Source organism: Rhizobium sp. BK661, assembly GCF_024808825.1.
Classification (GTDB): domain Bacteria; phylum Pseudomonadota; class Alphaproteobacteria; order Rhizobiales; family Rhizobiaceae; genus Rhizobium.
On record NZ_JANTYT010000006.1, the window covers coordinates 223165 to 238204 of the forward strand.

Consider the following 15040-nt stretch of genomic DNA (forward strand, 5'->3'; position numbering starts at 1 on the left):
TGGTTCCGAAATTAGGAGGCGAGCATGAGGTCCATGTTCTGGACGGCAGCACCCGACGCACCCTTGCCGAGGTTGTCGAGCAAAGCAACGAGGTTGACCTGCGAAGCACCGGGCGTGCCGAACACGAAGAGCTTCATCGTATCCTCGCCGGCAAGCTCGACTGCATCGATGCGGGGCAGCTTGCGGGTCTCGTCCAGCGGCACAACTGTCACGATCTCCTGGCCGGCATAGTGGGCGACAAGAGCGGCATGGATGCCTTCGAGCGTCGTGCCCTCGGCAAGATCGTCGAGATGCAGCGGCACCTGAACGATCATTCCCTGCGGGAACTTGCCGACGGACGGGGAGAAGATCGGCGCGCGGTCCAGAAGACCGTGGATCTTCATCTCGGGCACGTGCTTGTGCGTCAGCGTCAATCCGTAAAGAAAGTGCGGAGCGGAGATCGCATCGTCGCGGCTCGGATCTTCCATCTGAGCGATCATCTGCTTGCCGCCGCCGGTGTAGCCGGAAACTGCGTTGACGGTGACCGGATAGCCATCGGGCAGGATGCCGGCGGCGCGCAGCGGCCGAATGAGGCCGATCGCACCGGTCGGGTAGCAGCCCGGATTGGCGACGAAGCGCGCCTCCTTGATCCTTTCGGCCTGCTCCTTGTCCATCTCCGCAAAGCCGTAGGCCCAGGAAGGATTGACACGGAAGGCGGTGGAGGTGTCGATGACCCGCACGTTGTTGTTGCCGGAGACCATCTGCACGGCTTCTTTCGAAGCATCATCCGGCAGGCAGAGGATCGCGACATCGGCGCTGTTCAGCATATCCTCGCGCATCGCGGCGTTGCGACGCTCGGCTTCCGGGATCGACAGAAGTTCGACATCGCGACGGCCGGCCATGCGCGTGCGGATCTGCAAGCCCGTCGTGCCGTGTTCGCCATCGATGAAGATCTTCGGTGCCATTGTCTCGCTCACACTTTCAATAGGTTAGAAAGAAGTCCGGAATCATTTTGTAAGAGGGATGAGTCAGCCGTGTGACGCGCTCGCGCGGCGCTCGGCATGTAGGCCAAGCATATACATCGCGACCGTCGCCCCCGCAATGGCAGTGATATCCGCGTGGTCATAGGGCGGTGACACCTCAACGACGTCGCCGCCCCTGATGTCCAACTGGTGCAGACGCTGCAGAACCGAGAGAATTTTGGCGCTCGAGGGGCCGCCGGATACGGGTGTACCGGTGCCGGGCGCATAGGCAGGGTCAAGGCAGTCGATATCGAAGGTCAGATAGGCCGGCGCACCGCGGGTATGCGAGATGATCGTCGAGGCGATATCGCTCGCACTCATCTCTTCAAGCTGATGACCATAAAGAATATGAATGCCGAAATCCTCTGGCGCATGCGTGCGGATACCGATCTGGATCGACCTGTCAGGATCGATGATGCCGTCCCGCGCAGCCCGCGCCACGAACGAGCCATGGTCGATCCGCCTGTTGTCGTCGAACCAGGTGTCTTGGTGAGCATCGAACTGGACGAGCGCCAGCGGCCCGTGCTTGGCTGCATGCGCCTTCAGGATCGGCCAGGTGACGAAATGGTCACCGCCAAGGGTCAGCATGAAGGCGCCGCTGTCGACAATGGTCTTTGCCTGCCGCTCGATTGCCGCGGGCGTCTCGGGGTGGTTGCCGTAGTCGAGGAGGCAGTCGCCGTAGTCGATGACGGCCATCTCGGCAAAGAGATCCCGGTTAAAGGGATATTGCGGGTCGTTGTCGAAGATCGCCGAGGCGCGCCGGATCGCCTGCGGCCCGAACCGTGTTCCGGGCCGGTTGGAGGTCGCGGCATCGAAGGGGATGCCCCAGACAACGGCATCTGCGCCAGTCAGGTCCTTGGTGAAGCGACGTCGCATGAACGACAGCGCTCCGGCGAAGGTCGGGTCGGTGGCTGCCGATGTCAGGCTCGTTGCCGTGAAGGCGTGGTCGATCGACTTGTTGGCCAAGAGATGCTCCTTGAGGGGTGTGCTGTGCCTATGCCTACCAGAAACGAATCTCAAACCGAAAGGCCAAAACGGTGCCGGTCGCTCGGCCAAGCTGGTTTTACCGTGGCAGCTTGTCCGCCAGCACTTCGGGAGTCTTCAGTTGCGGCGCCTCGGCAAGCAGTTCAGCCGCTCGTGCCATCAGCGCTGCGGCCACCTTGCCGTTCAAATGTGCTTGCCGACCGGCCTCATCATTGAACGCATCGAAGATGGCAAACGTGCTCTGGTCGTACCGAACGGCAAACCACGTCACCGTACCGGGTTCCTGTTCGACAAGTGCCTGCGCGCTTTTCAAGAACGCGGCCACTTCCTCTTCCTTGCCGGACTTTGCTTTCAGTTCGACATAGATTGCTTGCTTGGTCATTCCTGCCTCCCTTGGCACGCGCTTGAAGCGCCTGGAATGCGGTAGAACTGGCAAGGGAACGAGCGGCTTCAAGCGGCGGCCAAAAGAAAAGGCCGGGCAAGAGCCCGGCCTTCGCATTTCCATAGTCCGAAGCGATTAACGCTTGGAGAACTGGAACGAACGGCGGGCCTTGGCCTTACCGTACTTCTTGCGTTCAACGACGCGGCTGTCGCGGGTCAGGAAGCCACCCTTCTTCAGGACCGAGCGCAGGCCCGGCTCGAAGTAGGTGAGAGCCTTGGAAACGCCGTGGCGAACAGCACCGGCCTGGCCGGAAAGGCCGCCGCCGGCGACCGTTGCAACGATGTCGAACTGGCCTTCGCGGGCAGCAGCAACGATCGGCTGGCGCAGGATCATCTGCAGAACCGGGCGTGCGAAGTATTCCGCGAATTCCTTGCCGTTGACGATGATCTTGCCGGAGCCCGGCTTGACCCATACGCGGGCGACGGCGTTCTTGCGCTTGCCGGTCGCGTAGGAACGGCCAAGCGAGTCGACCTTACGGACGTGTGCCGGAGCCGAAGCTTCGGTAGCCGTGCCGAGATCCTTCAGGGAGGAGAGGTCAGCCATTCTTAGGCGCTCCTTACGTTCTTCTTGTTCAGCTTGGCGACGTCGAGAGCGACAGGCTGCTGTGCTTCATGGGGATGGTTTGAACCAGCGTAGACGCGGAGGTTCTTCATCTGACGACGGCCGAGCGGACCACGCGGAACCATGCGCTCAACGGCCTTCTCGAGAACGCGCTCCGGGAAGCGGCCTTCGATGATCTGGCGAGCGGTACGCTCCTTGACGCCGCCGGCGTAACCCGTGTGCCAGTAGTAAACCTTGTCGGAGTACTTCTTGCCGGTGAATACGACCTTGTCGGCATTGATGACGATGACGTTGTCGCCGTCGTCAACGTGGGGAGTGAAGGTTGCCTTGTGCTTGCCGCGCAGACGCATAGCGATGATGGAAGCGAGACGGCCAACGACCAGCCCTTCGGCGTCGATGATGACCCACTTCTTCTCCACCTCTGCAGGCTTCTGGGAGAAAGTTGCCATAGTAGTTACTCTCTTTTGGATCCCTCGGCCCGAAGGCGAGAGGGCGTTTCTTGTTGCTTGGTTTGGTGGGCCGAAGACGCACCAAAAAGAAAGCAGCCCGGAAAGGCTGCATTTCTGGCGGTGTGTATAAAGACAAAGGGCTGTGCGGTCAATGACGATGGATCGCGAGAGCGTAAAAATATTAAAGCAAAATCAATATGTTATACGTGTGGTATCATGTTACCTCATATTTCTCGGGGCGGAATCGAGTAAGTGGCGGTTGCGTGGGCGATCAGCTCATCCGCATTTTCCTGGAAAATCGATGCCTCGATGACCGCGAGCCGCTTTCCGAGCTTGAGAATTCGGCAGGTGCAGGTCGTCGGTCTTGGCTTTGGCAGGCGCAGGAAATTGATGCTGAGATTGGTGGTAACAGCCAGAGCCACCGGTCCGATATGCGCGAGCACTGCCGCATAGGCTGTCACATCCGCCAAGGTGAAGAGGGCGGGGCCGGATACGGTGCCGCCGGGTCGCAAATGCCTTTCGCTGGGGTCGAGCCGCATCGAGACGCTACCTGGGCTGATCGCAGTGATCGTGAACACGCGCCCGTCTGTGTGGATCTGAGGAAAATCCGTGTCCAAAAAACGGTGAAGCTCATCGATCGTCATGATTGGCTGCATGAGTTTGCCTCGAAATTGCTTGTCGCCTGTGGCAGAACAATTAGCACGAAAGAACAATGCAGGGAGTTAGACCATGGCCGAAGTCGTATCCTTTCGGAAGGACCCGAGCAAAGCGGGTGAGGGTGCGCTCGTCATCCCGCAATTGAGCGATGGCGTGCTGCGGCTGACGCTCAGCAATCCGCCTGCGAATGCGCTCTCGATCGCCGTCATGGAAACCCTGATCGGTGAACTGCAGAGCGCCGCCGAAGACGCTGCCGTTCGCGTGGTCATCATCGCATCGACCGGCAATGTCTTTTCTGCCGGCCACGACCTCAAGGAATTGACCGCGCATCGCGCCGATGAGGACAACGGCGAGGCATTCTTTGAGGAAACCTTTGCGCTGGCTGCGGATCTCATGCTGGAGATCACACGCTTGCCAAAACCTGTCATTGCCGAGATCGACGGCCTCGCAACGGCTGCCGGGTGCCAGCTTGTCGCTTCCTGCGATCTGGCGATCTGCACCGATACGGCGACCTTCTGCACCCCCGGCGTCAATATCGGCCTGTTCTGCTCGACACCGATGGTGGCAGTCTCGCGGGCAGCCCATCGCAAGCAGGCAATGGAAATGCTGCTTACCGGTGAGACGATCGACGCCTCGACCGCCAAGGATTTCGGGCTCGTGAACCGCATCGTGCCGAAGCAGTATCTGACTCAGGTCGTCACCAAATATGCCTCCGTCATCGCAAGCAAATCGCCGCTGACGCTGAAGATCGGCAAGGAGGCATTCTACCGCCAGCTCGAAATGCCGATCGAGGAGGCATACAGCTATGCCGCTCAGGTCATGGTCGACAATATGCTGACGGCCGATGCCGAAGAGGGAATCGGAGCCTTCCTTTCCAAGCGCATGCCGCAGTGGACGGGCGAATAGCTAGCCGAGTTTCAGGACCAGCCCGCCGAGCGCGATGATCGCGCCGGCGAGATAGCGCCACGGGCTGGCCTTTTCCTTCAGCACGATCACGGAAATAAGCAGCGCAAAGAGGATCGACGTCTCGCGCAGCGCGGCAACGGTCGCAACCGGCGCCTTGGTCATCGCCCAAAGCGCGAGACCGTAGGAGGCGATAGATCCGCCGCCACCAATCAGACCACGCCACCAGTTGTAGCGGACATGCACGGCGACTGCGACGCTACCGCGCTTGACGATGGCCCAGGCGAATAGCAGTACCGGCGGTAGCAGCGACATCCATAGCGTATAGGACACCGCATTGCCGGAGATGCGGGCGCCGATTCCGTCGACATAGGTATAGGTCGCAATCACGCAGGCATTCGCTAGGGCCAGCCGGATGGCGTGCCCGCCGCCTTTTCGTGCTTCGAAGGCCAGTGTCAGGATGCCGGCGCAGATCGTCATCGTGCCAATGAGGGCACCTGTCGACAACGTTTCGTTCAGGATGAAACCGCTGGTGGCCGCAATCAGGAGCGGCGCGCACCCGCGCATGAGCGGATAGACAAGGCCGATATCGCCCGCGCGATAGGCGCCGGCGACGAGCTGGAAATACACGAACTGCAGAATAGCCGAAGCGCCGATGAAGGGCCATGCGGCCGAATTCGGCAACGGCAGGAACAGCAGAAACGGAAGCGCGCAGACTGCCCCGCCAGCCGATATCAGGCTTGCATCCAGCGACTTATCGGTGCCCGCCTTGATCATGGCGTTCCAGGTTGCGTGCAGCAGAGCACCAAACAGAACGAGTAGGATGATGTGGAGAGGCAAAAAACCACCAAATGGTGTGAAAACTGATCGCTGGATGCTTGTTACGCGGCTGTTGGCAAAAAGCAATCCCGTTCGATGACGTGATGAATAGCGTTCGAGCAGCTCCTGCGCCCCGCGGCAACCGGAAGATGCCGTGTGGCCCCCAACCAAAAAGAGGAACGTACACCAGAGGTATTCATCGCCCAGCCGTCATTTCAACTATGAGGCGTCTCTAACATACGCGTGAACATATGCGAACATATACGGGATATACATAGAACAATGATGGTGCGCGAAGCTGGGTCGCCGCAAATTTTACAACAGTGTGACAAAGCCGTCACGGAATCGGTCGATCCCTAAACGGGTAAGCGCCGGGCGCGATTGTATTCGCAGGCTCGTGGATCATGATTTTGCTCTGGAGCCATGCTGTTTCATAGCGTGTTATAAGGGGCGAGAAACATCCCGTCAAAGTTGTCGATATTCTGGCAATTCAGCACGCGACACCTCGGGTTGTCCTTCGTCGGGATGGTCGTCCATTCAGCATATTGGTGGGCGTCGCAATAGGTGCTGTCGCGAATGTAACGGTCGAACAACGTCATGCCGCTCACCCGCTTTGACGGATACCGGAGGATCACCGCGCCCTCGTTATGGATCGAGGCGCGCGCCGCCTGGCAGCTGATACTGAGCGAATTATATCGGGAGATTGCAAGCGCCGGAGAGGCCGCCATGACGAAGGCGATTACAACAACGAATTTTTTCATGGAAACTACCTCCTTAGGAGCCCTAGTTCCTATATACGCGCAAACTAGCTGGTGGTTTCAGCGAATTGCCACGTAAACGCGATTGTTATTGGAGGTCGACGTTCTTGAATCACGATAGATATGAGGATGACTACATCCTCGACATTCTGCGTTCCGTGAAGACCATTGCCCTGACGGGCGCTTCGCCCAATCCCGCCCGACCGAGTAACGGCGTGATGGGGTATCTGCTGTCCAGGGGATACAAAGTCATCCCGGTGAACCCGGGGCAGGCAGGCAAGCAGATCCAGGGCCAGCCGGTTCACGCCCGGCTGGCCGACGTCCCTGGAACAGTCGACATGGTAGAGGTCTTCAGGGCCTCGGAATATCTATCAGGCGTAGTGGACGAGGCATTGGCAATGAACCCGCGGCCGAAGGTGATATGGGCGCAACTTGGCGTCCGCGATGACGCGGCAGCGGCAAAGGCTGAGGCAGCCGGCATCAAGGTCGTCATGGATCGCTGCCCGGCCATCGAATATCCGCGGCTTATCGGCTGAGTGGGTGGATTTTTCAAATAACGTGCCTGGGTTGAAATAGAACGCGATTAACTTTTCGCGACCGTCGGCTATGCTCGCCGCCATTCGATCAACCGAAGGGGAGGGCTTCATGGCCAAGAACGGTCCGGGTTTCAATACGTTGGCAGTGCATGCGGGAGCTCAGCCGGACCCCGCGACCGGCGCGCGCGCCACGCCGATCTATCAAACGACCGCCTATGTATTCAACGATTCGGATCATGCGGCCGCTCTCTTTGGCTTGCAGCAATTCGGCAACATTTACACCCGCATCATGAACCCGACCCAGGCGGTACTCGAAGAGCGCGTCGCGGCGCTCGAGGGTGGCACCGCAGCACTCGCCGTTGCTTCCGGCCATGCGGCGCAGGTGGTCGTCTTCCACACGCTCATGCGTGCCGGCGAAAACTTCGTGGCTGCGAAGCGGCTCTACGGCGGCTCTATCAACCAGTTCGGCCATGCCTTTGATAATTATGGCTGGCAGGTTCGCTGGGCGGATTCCGCCGATCCGGCGAGCTTCGAAAGTCAGATCGATGGCAAGACACGGGCAATCTTCATCGAGAGCCTCGCCAATCCCGGCGGCACCTTCGTCGACATTGCGGCGATCGCGGCGGTTGCACACAAGCATGGCCTGCCGCTGATCGTCGATAATACTATGGCCAGCCCCTATCTCATTAGGCCGATCGAACACGGCGCCGACATCGTCGTGCATTCGCTGACGAAGTTCCTCGGCGGTCACGGCAATTCCATGGGCGGCATGATCGTCGATGGCGGAACCTTCGATTGGTCGAAATCCGGCAACTACCCAATGCTTTCCAGCCCGCGCCCGGAATACAATGGCGTGGTGCTACACTCGACCTTCGGCAATTTTGCATTCGCCATCGCTTGCCGCGTGCTTGGCTTGCGCGATCTTGGTCCTGCCATCTCGCCCTTCAATGCGTTCCTGATCCTGACGGGCATCGAGACGTTGCCGCTGCGCATGCAGCGTCACAGCGACAACGCGATCGCGGTTGCAACGTGGTTGAAGGCGCACAGCAAGATCGCCTGGGTGAACTATGCGGGCCTCGAAGATGATCCTAACCATGCGCTGCAGCAGCGCTACTCTCCGAAAGGTGCCGGCTCAGTGTTCACCTTCGGGGTCAAGGGCGGCTATGAGGCAGGCAAGACTCTCGTCGAGGGTTTGGAACTGTTCTCGCATCTCGCGAACATCGGCGACACGCGCTCGCTGGTGATCCACCCGGCGTCGACCACGCATCGGCAATTGACGGATGAACAAAGGATCGCCGCCGGTGCCGGTCCCGATGTCGTTCGTCTTTCGATCGGGATCGAGGACGTGAAGGATATCATCGCCGATCTCGAGCAATCGCTGGCGAAGATCTGAGCCATGGCAAGCTACCTGACTTTTGACATCGACGACGTCGAACCGGAATTCGGCGCCCCCGATGCCGACCGGATATTGGCCGGCGACCCGCAGTTCAGGACCTGGAATCTGGAGGAGGCCGATGGCGGCCTCTATTCCGGCATATGGGAGGCGACGCCTGGCAAGTGGCGCATCGTTTATGCTGAGTGGGAATATTTTAACGTGCTTTCGGGCTACTCGATCGTCACGGAGGACGGTGGCGAGGCCGTGCATCTTCGTGCCGGCGACCGGATGATCCTCAGGCCCGGCTTTAAGGGAACATGGGAAGTCGTTGAAATAACTCGCAAGGACTACGTCATCCGGCTCTGATTTCAGGGTAGCGGAATAGTGGATATGCCGAAGGGTATCGCCGCTGATCTTGGCTGGTTTTGACAGAGCTAGCTGCTGTCGGAAGATGCGAAATCGCTACGGACGATGCCGTGGCGCTGGAGCTTGTCGTAGAATGTTTTCCGAGGAATGCCGAGGTCCGCGATCGTGCGGCGGACGTCGCCGCCGTTGGCGTTCAAAGCTTCGCGAATGATGTGGGCTTCGTAGCGTTCGAGCCGGTCCGGGAGCGATAGGGTTCCATCCGTTACCGGTTCTGCTGCCGCACGATCTGAGACCTGCCCGACGCCGAGCACGAACCGTTCGGCAAAATGCGACAGTTCGCGCACGTTGCCGGGCCAGTCGTACTCCCGCAGGTGGCGATGGATCGATGAAGGGATCGTGGGCACGTCGCGCTTGAAGCGGTTCGCGGCACGCTCGGCGAAGTAACCGAAGAGAAGCGGAATGTCATCTCGGCGCTCCTTGAGTGGCGGAATAGAGATCGTCACCACATTGAGGCGGTAATAGAGATCTTCGCGAAAGTCGCCGCGTTGGCGGGGATCGCCGAGATCGATCTTGGACGCAGCGACGACCCGCAAATCGACGGGTCGGACCTCGTTGGTGCCCAACGGCGCAACCTCGCGCATTTCGAGCACGCGCAACATCTGCACCTGCGTTGCCGGCGGCATGCTCTCGATCTCGTCGAGGAAGAGCGTTCCGCCACTCGCATATTCGATGCGGCCTACACGCTTCTTTTGCGCGCCGGTGAAAGCGCCGGGTTCGTGTCCGAAAAGTTCGCTTTCGACAACGCTTTCCGGCAGCGCTCCGCAGTTCAGGGCAACGAAATTACCAGATGCGCGCCGGCTCCAGCGGTGGAGCAGGCTTGCCACGACTTCCTTGCCGCTGCCGGTTTCACCCATTAGGAGCACGTCGACATCGGTGTCGGCAATTTGCCGCAAGGTATGGCGCAGCCGTTCCATCGCCGGCGTCTGGCCGATCAGCGGCAGGTCATCGCGCGCCTCGTCTGTCGCTTTCCGCAGAGATCTGTTTTCCATCACGAGACGGCGCTTTTCGGCAGCACGCCGCACGCTCTGAATGAGCCGGTCCGTCGCGAAGGGTTTCGTGATGAAGTCGTAAACGCCATCCTGCATGGCTTTGACCGCCATCGGAATGTCCCCGTGGCCGGTGACCAGGATAACCGGCAAATCCTCGTCCTGCCGTCGTACGCGGCTGAAGAGTTGGAGGCCGTCGATTTCAGGCATGCGGATATCGGAAACGACAACGCCTGCAAAATCCGGGTTCAAAGTCGCCAGGGCTTCGCCGGCGTCGGAAAAGGCGGAAACCGAAAAACCCGCGAGTTCGAGCGTTTGCTTGGTTGCGCGCAGCAAGTCCTTGTCATCATCGATTAGAAAGATCGGCGTCGCATCGTTCATGCCTTGGCCTTCCGCAGGTGGACCGTAAAACAGGTTCCGGTTTCGTCGCTCGTCACATCGATGCGGCCGCCATAGTCGGCGACAATGTCCTTCGAAATAACGAGACCGAGACCAAGGCCTTTTTCCTTGGAGGTGTTGAACGGCGTAAAGAGCGATTTCAGGATAGCGGGCGAAATACCGGGGCCGTTGTCGGCGACGTCGATCGCAACCTCGTCATCCGTCTCGGTAACAGAGACATCGACCTTCGCGTCCGCGCGCCCGTCGAGCGCTTCCAAGGCGTTCTGGAACAGGTTGATTAGAATCTGCTCAAGGCGAATGCGGTTGCCGAGCACACATTGGCCCGCTGGCGGCAGCCGGATGCTGAGTGCATTCAGTTGACCGGCAAATCGGCTTTTCAGCAGAACCACCGCCCCATCGATAACGCCACGCAGTTCCACAGGCTCCGGCGCCACGCGACCTTTTCGAGCGAATGCCTTCAACTCGTCGGTAATCGCGCCGATCCGTTCGGTGAGGCCGGCAATCGCTTCGAGGTTGTCGTCCACGGGGGCGGTCTGCTTGCGCTCCAGGAACACCCGGGCATTGTCTGCATAGGCGCGTATCGTCGCGACCGGTTGGTTGATCTCATGCGCGACGCCTGCCGCGACCTGTCCCAGGATCGCGAGCCGGTTCGCCTGCACAAGTTCCTGCTGAACGACCTGCAGCCTCGCTTCCGTCTCTCTATGGTCAGAGATTTCGGCCTGCAAACGATCGCGTGCCCGGCTGAGATCGTCGGTTCGCGCGGTGACCCGTCGCTCCAGCTCTTCGCGCATGCCCTGTTCTTCCGCGATCTTGGTTGCTGCCGCTTGGCGCCTCCACAGAATTAACGCCGCGATTGCGAGAACGGGCAGAAGAACGGCCAGTGACAACAGGCGCATTTCGCGAACGGACGCCGCAACTGGCGCATCAGTGGGTACAAGGTATTCGAGATGCCAAGGCGTAGTGGGAACGGGTGTCGTTAGGCGCAAATACTCGCCTTCGCCGCTACCCGGTAGCACGGCGGAAACGAGCGACGCCTCGGCGTCAACGGGCCGAGGGCGCATGACCGGCAGCGTCGCCAGCGGCGCATCGCCGAACTGCAGGCTGTTGCGGATGGCGGCAAGGTCAGCCTGCGGCACAGCGCTGTTCATCATGAAGCGCCAGGAGGGGATGCTGGTGATGAGAACGACGCCGCGATCATCCGTGACATAGACAGGGCGATGTGTGTCGCGCCAGTCGCTCTCAAGCCGATCGAACTCAAGTTTGACCACGACGACGCCGAGCGGCGCTGCCGCACTTCCCACGCGGCGAGAAATGTAGAGGCCCGGGCGCTTGCTGACACTGCCGAGGGCAAAATGCTCAGCCGTTCCGTCCTCCATCGCCTTTGTGAAGTAGTCGCGGAATGTGTAGTCGTTGCCGACGAAACTGACGGGCTCCCGCCAATTGCTCGAGGACACCGCAATGCCGTTGGGGCCGATGACGTAGAGCACGGCGGCCTGCGTTCCCGTGACCAGCCGCTCGAGCTTCCGGTTCAATATGTCGATCGCATCGCCGCCTTTGGACGAAAGGCCATCGAGAACTTGTTGGTCTTCGGCAAGAAGCAACGGCAGCGCGCGTGGCCTCTCCAGGACTGCGTTCAGGAGCGCGACTTTCAGGCTGGCGTCGGTCCGACCTTGGCCCGCGATCGCGTCAATGGCGGAGCGACGCCCATAAGCCTCCGCGCCAAACAGCACGGCAACGATGAGCACAGCCGAAATGGAGGCAAACAGAATCCACAGGCGTCGTGCGCGCCGGCGGACGCGGTCGAGGGAGCCAAAACCAGTGGTCGGTGCCGACTGAAGCATCATCTAACTTGTGCGTAATTCCGCACTCCCGTCAAATCAATTTGTGCGAAAATACGCTCGTTCGCTTGAGGTTGCGTAGGTCATTATAAAAAAAGAGATTAGGAAGCAATCACTTAGACGTCCGCATCGGAGTTGGCACGCATGTTGCAAAACCTCACCAAACAGCCAGCGTGGCTGTTGACTGGTAACGCAAATCGCCCCGGGAGGCCGCTTTTGGTTTTGGGGCACATGGAGGACATCATGGGTGCAGCACTTCCGGTCGCGGAGCCACGCGGCAAGGTTCCTTTTTATCGGCTTCTCTACGTGCAGGTTCTTGCCGCCATCTGCGCTGGCATCCTGCTCGGTCATTTCTATCCCGACATCGGCACGGCTCTGAAGCCGCTCGGCGATGCTTTCATCAAGCTCGTCAAAATGATCATCGCCCCCGTCATCTTCTTGACGGTTGCTACAGGTATCGCCGGCATGTCCGACCTGCAGAAGGTTGGGCGCGTCGCCGGCAAGGCAATGCTTTACTTCCTCGTCTTTTCGACGCTGGCACTGGCTGTTGGTCTGCTGGTCGCCAACGTCATACAGCCGGGTGCAGGCATGCACATCGATCCGGCGACGCTGGATGCCAAGGCCGTCGCAAGCTATGCGGAAAAGGCTCATGACTCGACCGTCACGGGCTTCCTGATGAACATCATTCCGAACACGATCGTAGGCGCCTTTGCCGACGGCGATATTCTGCAGGTGCTGTTCTTCTCTGTCCTGTTCGGCATCGCGCTTGCCATGGTCGGCGATCGCGGCCGTCCCGTTGTCGATTTTCTGCAGGCCCTGACGGCACCGGTCTTCAAGCTGGTGGCAGTCCTGATGAAGGCCGCTCCGATCGGCGCGTTCGGCGCCATGGCCTTCACCATCGGCAAATATGGCATCGGCTCCATCGCCAATCTGGCAATGTTGATCGGCACCTTCTACCTGACGTCGCTGCTCTTCGTGCTCGTCGTTCTGGGTGCGGTCGCCCGCTACAATGGGTTCTCGATCCTCGCGCTGATCCGCTATATCAAGGAAGAACTGCTGCTCGTGCTCGGCACGTCGTCTTCGGAAGCCGCACTTCCCGGTCTCATGGCCAAGATGGAGCAGGCTGGTTGCAAGCGCTCGGTCGTCGGTCTCGTCATTCCGACCGGCTACTCTTTCAACCTCGACGGCACCAATATCTATATGACGCTTGCTGCGCTCTTCATCGCTCAGGCGACGGACACGCCGCTGACGCTGGCAGACCAGATCCTGCTTCTGCTGGTCGCGATGTTGAGCTCCAAGGGCGCTGCCGGCATCACCGGCGCCGGCTTCATCACGCTCGCCGCAACGCTTTCCGTGGTGCCTTCGGTTCCCGTTGCCGGGATGGCGCTGATCCTCGGTATCGACCGCTTCATGTCGGAGTGCCGCGCCTTGACGAACTTTGTCGGCAACGCCGTCGCAACGGTTGTGGTCGCCCGCTGGGAAAATGAACTTGACCAGACGAAGTTTGCTGCCGCGATGGCCGGCAAGCTGCCGCAGGAGCCGCTGGATGGAGTGCCGGCGCTGCAGGCGGCGGAATAGCTTCACCGCCTGACTTTCAAAAGCGACGAAAAAGGTCCGCGTCCTCCGGGGCGCGGACTTTTCCATTGCTGACCTACCAAGCAAGGTCGAGGCGATCTAAACCGTGGAAATGATAGACATCTTTTACGACGGGCGTCCGGGCAAGTTTCAGTCCAGGCAGCCGCTCGAAGAGAATTGGTAGGACGACGTTCAATTCCAACCGCGCCAGCGGCGCCCCGATGCAGAAATGGATGCCGGCGCCAAACGACAGGTTAGGCGCTTCGTTGCGGTCGGGCTTGAAGGTAAGCGGATCGTCGTATTTCGTCGGATCGAGATTGGCTGCCGCCAGAATGAGGCTCACCTTGTCGCCTCGCTTGAACGAAATGCCGTCGATCTCGACCGGTTCCAACGCCCATCGCTGGAAGATGTGAACGGGTGCGCAGATACGCAGAGACTCTTCCACGGCTCGTTCGGTTGTCTCCTCGTCCTTAAAAAGGTCCGCCGGATTGTGCCCGCTCTCCAGGATAATGCGGACTGAATTGCCGATCTGGTGGACCGTCGCCTCGTGACCGGCATTGAGCAGCACGATTGTCGTCGAGACGAGTTCGTCCTCGGTCAGGTATTGCCCCTTGTGTTCCGTATGGATCATGTGGGTCAACAGGTCGTCCCGAGGGTTGGCTCGGCGCTCGGCGATGACTGTCTTCACATAGTCGGAGAACTCCTTCGCCGCCCGTTCGGCGCCATCCTCGTCCTCTCGCGTGCGACCGAATAGGTACATGCGGATATAGGCGTGCGACCATTTCAGAAGCTGCGGTCCCATCTCCTCCGGAATGCCGATCATGCGGGCAATCATCGTTACCGGAATAACGTCCGCAAATGCCGAAAGCAGCTCGACTTCGCTCTTCTTCTCGAAGCCGTCGATAAGCTTGCTGGCGAGCTCGGCAAGCTCAGGCTTCATCTTCTCGACGTGGCGAGAGACGAAAGCGCGGTTGACGAGTGTACGCAGACGCGTGTGCTCGGGCGGCTCCAGTTCGAGCAAGGAGTACCGTTCGGCCAGGTCGAAATTCGCCAGATGCTGGTCCGGCTCGGGAAGGCCGAGTTCCTCACGGCTTGCGATGTGCAGGATCTGGCGGCCGAAACGGCGATCGCGCAGCAAGCCGTTGACGTGGTCGTAACCTGTGAAAAACCACTGCTTCTGCTGCTCCCAATAGAATGTGGGACAGTGCGCGTGGAGAGCGGCATAGGCCGCGTTCGGGTCGCTGTAGAACGCCGGATTGCTGGCGTCGAGCGAAACGTGGCGTGTGGCAGGATCGATGGAAAGAAAAGGTGGGATCATCATGCTTCGAGGC

The 15040-nt window shown here is 59.8% G+C and carries 16 protein-coding genes; 5 read left to right on the forward strand and 11 right to left on the reverse strand.

Annotation, left to right across the window (positions count from 1 at the left end):
* Positions 1 to 11: 11 nt before the first annotated feature.
* The 6 genes from argC to FHX16_RS15535 form a co-directional block, all read right to left on the reverse strand.
* Positions 12 to 944 carry an N-acetyl-gamma-glutamyl-phosphate reductase gene (argC, locus tag FHX16_RS15510; RefSeq protein ID WP_183859244.1) on the reverse strand — a complete coding sequence of 311 codons (933 nt, stop codon included), beginning with the start codon at positions 942 to 944 and terminating at the stop codon, positions 12 to 14.
* A 63-nt stretch (positions 945 to 1007) separates the two neighbouring features.
* Complete coding sequence (gene speB / locus FHX16_RS15515) at positions 1008 to 1967, reverse strand: agmatinase (protein ID WP_183859242.1); 960 nt, start codon at positions 1965 to 1967, stop codon at positions 1008 to 1010.
* 97 nt (positions 1968 to 2064) lie between these two features.
* A complete protein-coding gene (locus FHX16_RS15520) occupies positions 2065 to 2367 on the reverse strand; it encodes a putative quinol monooxygenase (protein WP_183859240.1) in 303 nt (100 codons plus the stop codon).
* Between the two features lie 135 nt (positions 2368 to 2502).
* Complete coding sequence (gene rpsI, locus FHX16_RS15525) at positions 2503 to 2970, reverse strand: 30S ribosomal protein S9 (protein WP_183756858.1); 468 nt, start codon at positions 2968 to 2970, stop codon at positions 2503 to 2505.
* 2 nt (positions 2971 to 2972) lie between these two features.
* On the reverse strand, positions 2973 to 3437 hold the full coding sequence (gene rplM, locus FHX16_RS15530; RefSeq protein ID WP_183756857.1) for a 50S ribosomal protein L13: 465 nt from the start codon (positions 3435 to 3437) through the stop codon (positions 2973 to 2975).
* A 224-nt stretch (positions 3438 to 3661) separates the two neighbouring features.
* On the reverse strand, positions 3662 to 4093 hold the full coding sequence (locus tag FHX16_RS15535; RefSeq protein ID WP_183859238.1) for a PaaI family thioesterase: 432 nt from the start codon (positions 4091 to 4093) through the stop codon (positions 3662 to 3664).
* A gap of 73 nt (positions 4094 to 4166) precedes the next feature.
* On the opposite strand from FHX16_RS15535, the gene FHX16_RS15540 reads away from it, so the two are divergent.
* Positions 4167 to 5000 carry an enoyl-CoA hydratase gene (locus tag FHX16_RS15540; protein ID WP_183859236.1) on the forward strand — a complete coding sequence of 278 codons (834 nt, stop codon included), beginning with the start codon at positions 4167 to 4169 and terminating at the stop codon, positions 4998 to 5000.
* Here the strand turns inward: FHX16_RS15540 and FHX16_RS15545 are convergent, their stop codons facing one another.
* Positions 5001 to 5837, reverse strand: a complete 837-nt coding sequence (locus FHX16_RS15545; RefSeq protein ID WP_259129401.1) for a DMT family transporter — start codon at positions 5835 to 5837, stop codon at positions 5001 to 5003. It lies immediately after the preceding gene.
* Positions 5838 to 6247: 410 nt separating this feature from the next.
* Complete coding sequence (locus FHX16_RS15550; RefSeq protein WP_183859232.1) at positions 6248 to 6577, reverse strand: hypothetical protein; 330 nt, start codon at positions 6575 to 6577, stop codon at positions 6248 to 6250.
* 104 nt (positions 6578 to 6681) lie between these two features.
* Between FHX16_RS15550 and FHX16_RS15555 the strand changes: the two genes are divergently transcribed.
* The 3 genes from FHX16_RS15555 to FHX16_RS15565 all read left to right on the forward strand — a co-directional run bounded on the left by FHX16_RS15555 (position 6682) and on the right by FHX16_RS15565 (position 8851).
* A complete protein-coding gene (locus FHX16_RS15555) occupies positions 6682 to 7110 on the forward strand; it encodes a CoA-binding protein (RefSeq protein WP_183859230.1) in 429 nt (142 codons plus the stop codon).
* Positions 7111 to 7219: 109 nt separating this feature from the next.
* Positions 7220 to 8503, forward strand: a complete 1284-nt coding sequence (locus FHX16_RS15560) for an O-acetylhomoserine aminocarboxypropyltransferase (protein ID WP_259129404.1) — start codon at positions 7220 to 7222, stop codon at positions 8501 to 8503.
* 3 nt (positions 8504 to 8506) lie between these two features.
* Positions 8507 to 8851 (forward strand): cupin domain-containing protein, encoded by a 345-nt coding sequence (locus tag FHX16_RS15565; protein WP_183859226.1) that lies wholly within the window; start codon positions 8507 to 8509, stop codon positions 8849 to 8851.
* Between the two features lie 68 nt (positions 8852 to 8919).
* Here the strand turns inward: FHX16_RS15565 and FHX16_RS15570 are convergent, their stop codons facing one another.
* Both FHX16_RS15570 and FHX16_RS15575 read right to left on the reverse strand, forming a co-directional pair.
* Complete coding sequence (locus tag FHX16_RS15570; RefSeq protein WP_183859224.1) at positions 8920 to 10278, reverse strand: sigma-54 dependent transcriptional regulator; 1359 nt, start codon at positions 10276 to 10278, stop codon at positions 8920 to 8922.
* The gene (locus tag FHX16_RS15575; RefSeq protein ID WP_183860702.1) at positions 10275 to 12137 is read right to left on the reverse strand and encodes a sensor histidine kinase; all 1863 of its coding nucleotides are present in this window, start codon (positions 12135 to 12137) and stop codon (positions 10275 to 10277) included. Before FHX16_RS15575 ends, FHX16_RS15570 begins: the two co-directional genes overlap by 4 nt.
* Before the next feature lie 240 nt (positions 12138 to 12377).
* Between FHX16_RS15575 and FHX16_RS15580 the strand changes: the two genes are divergently transcribed.
* Positions 12378 to 13712 (forward strand): dicarboxylate/amino acid:cation symporter, encoded by a 1335-nt coding sequence (locus FHX16_RS15580; protein WP_019279768.1) that lies wholly within the window; start codon positions 12378 to 12380, stop codon positions 13710 to 13712.
* Between the two features lie 73 nt (positions 13713 to 13785).
* On the opposite strand, the gene FHX16_RS15585 is transcribed toward FHX16_RS15580, so the two are convergent.
* Positions 13786 to 15030 (reverse strand): cytochrome P450, encoded by a 1245-nt coding sequence (locus tag FHX16_RS15585; protein WP_183859222.1) that lies wholly within the window; start codon positions 15028 to 15030, stop codon positions 13786 to 13788.
* Positions 15031 to 15040: the final 10 nt, after the last annotated feature.

Coding starts and splice junctions, on each gene's coding strand:
- FHX16_RS15575 (WP_183860702.1), bottom strand. CDS start 12,137: ATGCTTCAGTCGGCACCGACCACTGGTTTTGGCTCCCTCGACCGCGTC.
- rplM (WP_183756857.1), bottom strand. CDS start 3,437: ATGGCAACTTTCTCCCAGAAGCCTGCAGAGGTGGAGAAGAAGTGGGTC.
- FHX16_RS15535 (WP_183859238.1), bottom strand. CDS start 4,093: ATGCAGCCAATCATGACGATCGATGAGCTTCACCGTTTTTTGGACACG.
- FHX16_RS15560 (WP_259129404.1), top strand. CDS start 7,220: ATGGCCAAGAACGGTCCGGGTTTCAATACGTTGGCAGTGCATGCGGGA.
- FHX16_RS15585 (WP_183859222.1), bottom strand. CDS start 15,030: ATGATGATCCCACCTTTTCTTTCCATCGATCCTGCCACACGCCACGTT.
- FHX16_RS15520 (WP_183859240.1), bottom strand. CDS start 2,367: ATGACCAAGCAAGCAATCTATGTCGAACTGAAAGCAAAGTCCGGCAAG.
- FHX16_RS15565 (WP_183859226.1), top strand. CDS start 8,507: ATGGCAAGCTACCTGACTTTTGACATCGACGACGTCGAACCGGAATTC.
- FHX16_RS15580 (WP_019279768.1), top strand. CDS start 12,378: ATGGGTGCAGCACTTCCGGTCGCGGAGCCACGCGGCAAGGTTCCTTTT.
- rpsI (WP_183756858.1), bottom strand. CDS start 2,970: ATGGCTGACCTCTCCTCCCTGAAGGATCTCGGCACGGCTACCGAAGCT.
- argC (WP_183859244.1), bottom strand. CDS start 944: ATGGCACCGAAGATCTTCATCGATGGCGAACACGGCACGACGGGCTTG.
- FHX16_RS15540 (WP_183859236.1), top strand. CDS start 4,167: ATGGCCGAAGTCGTATCCTTTCGGAAGGACCCGAGCAAAGCGGGTGAG.
- FHX16_RS15570 (WP_183859224.1), bottom strand. CDS start 10,278: ATGAACGATGCGACGCCGATCTTTCTAATCGATGATGACAAGGACTTG.
- FHX16_RS15550 (WP_183859232.1), bottom strand. CDS start 6,577: ATGAAAAAATTCGTTGTTGTAATCGCCTTCGTCATGGCGGCCTCTCCG.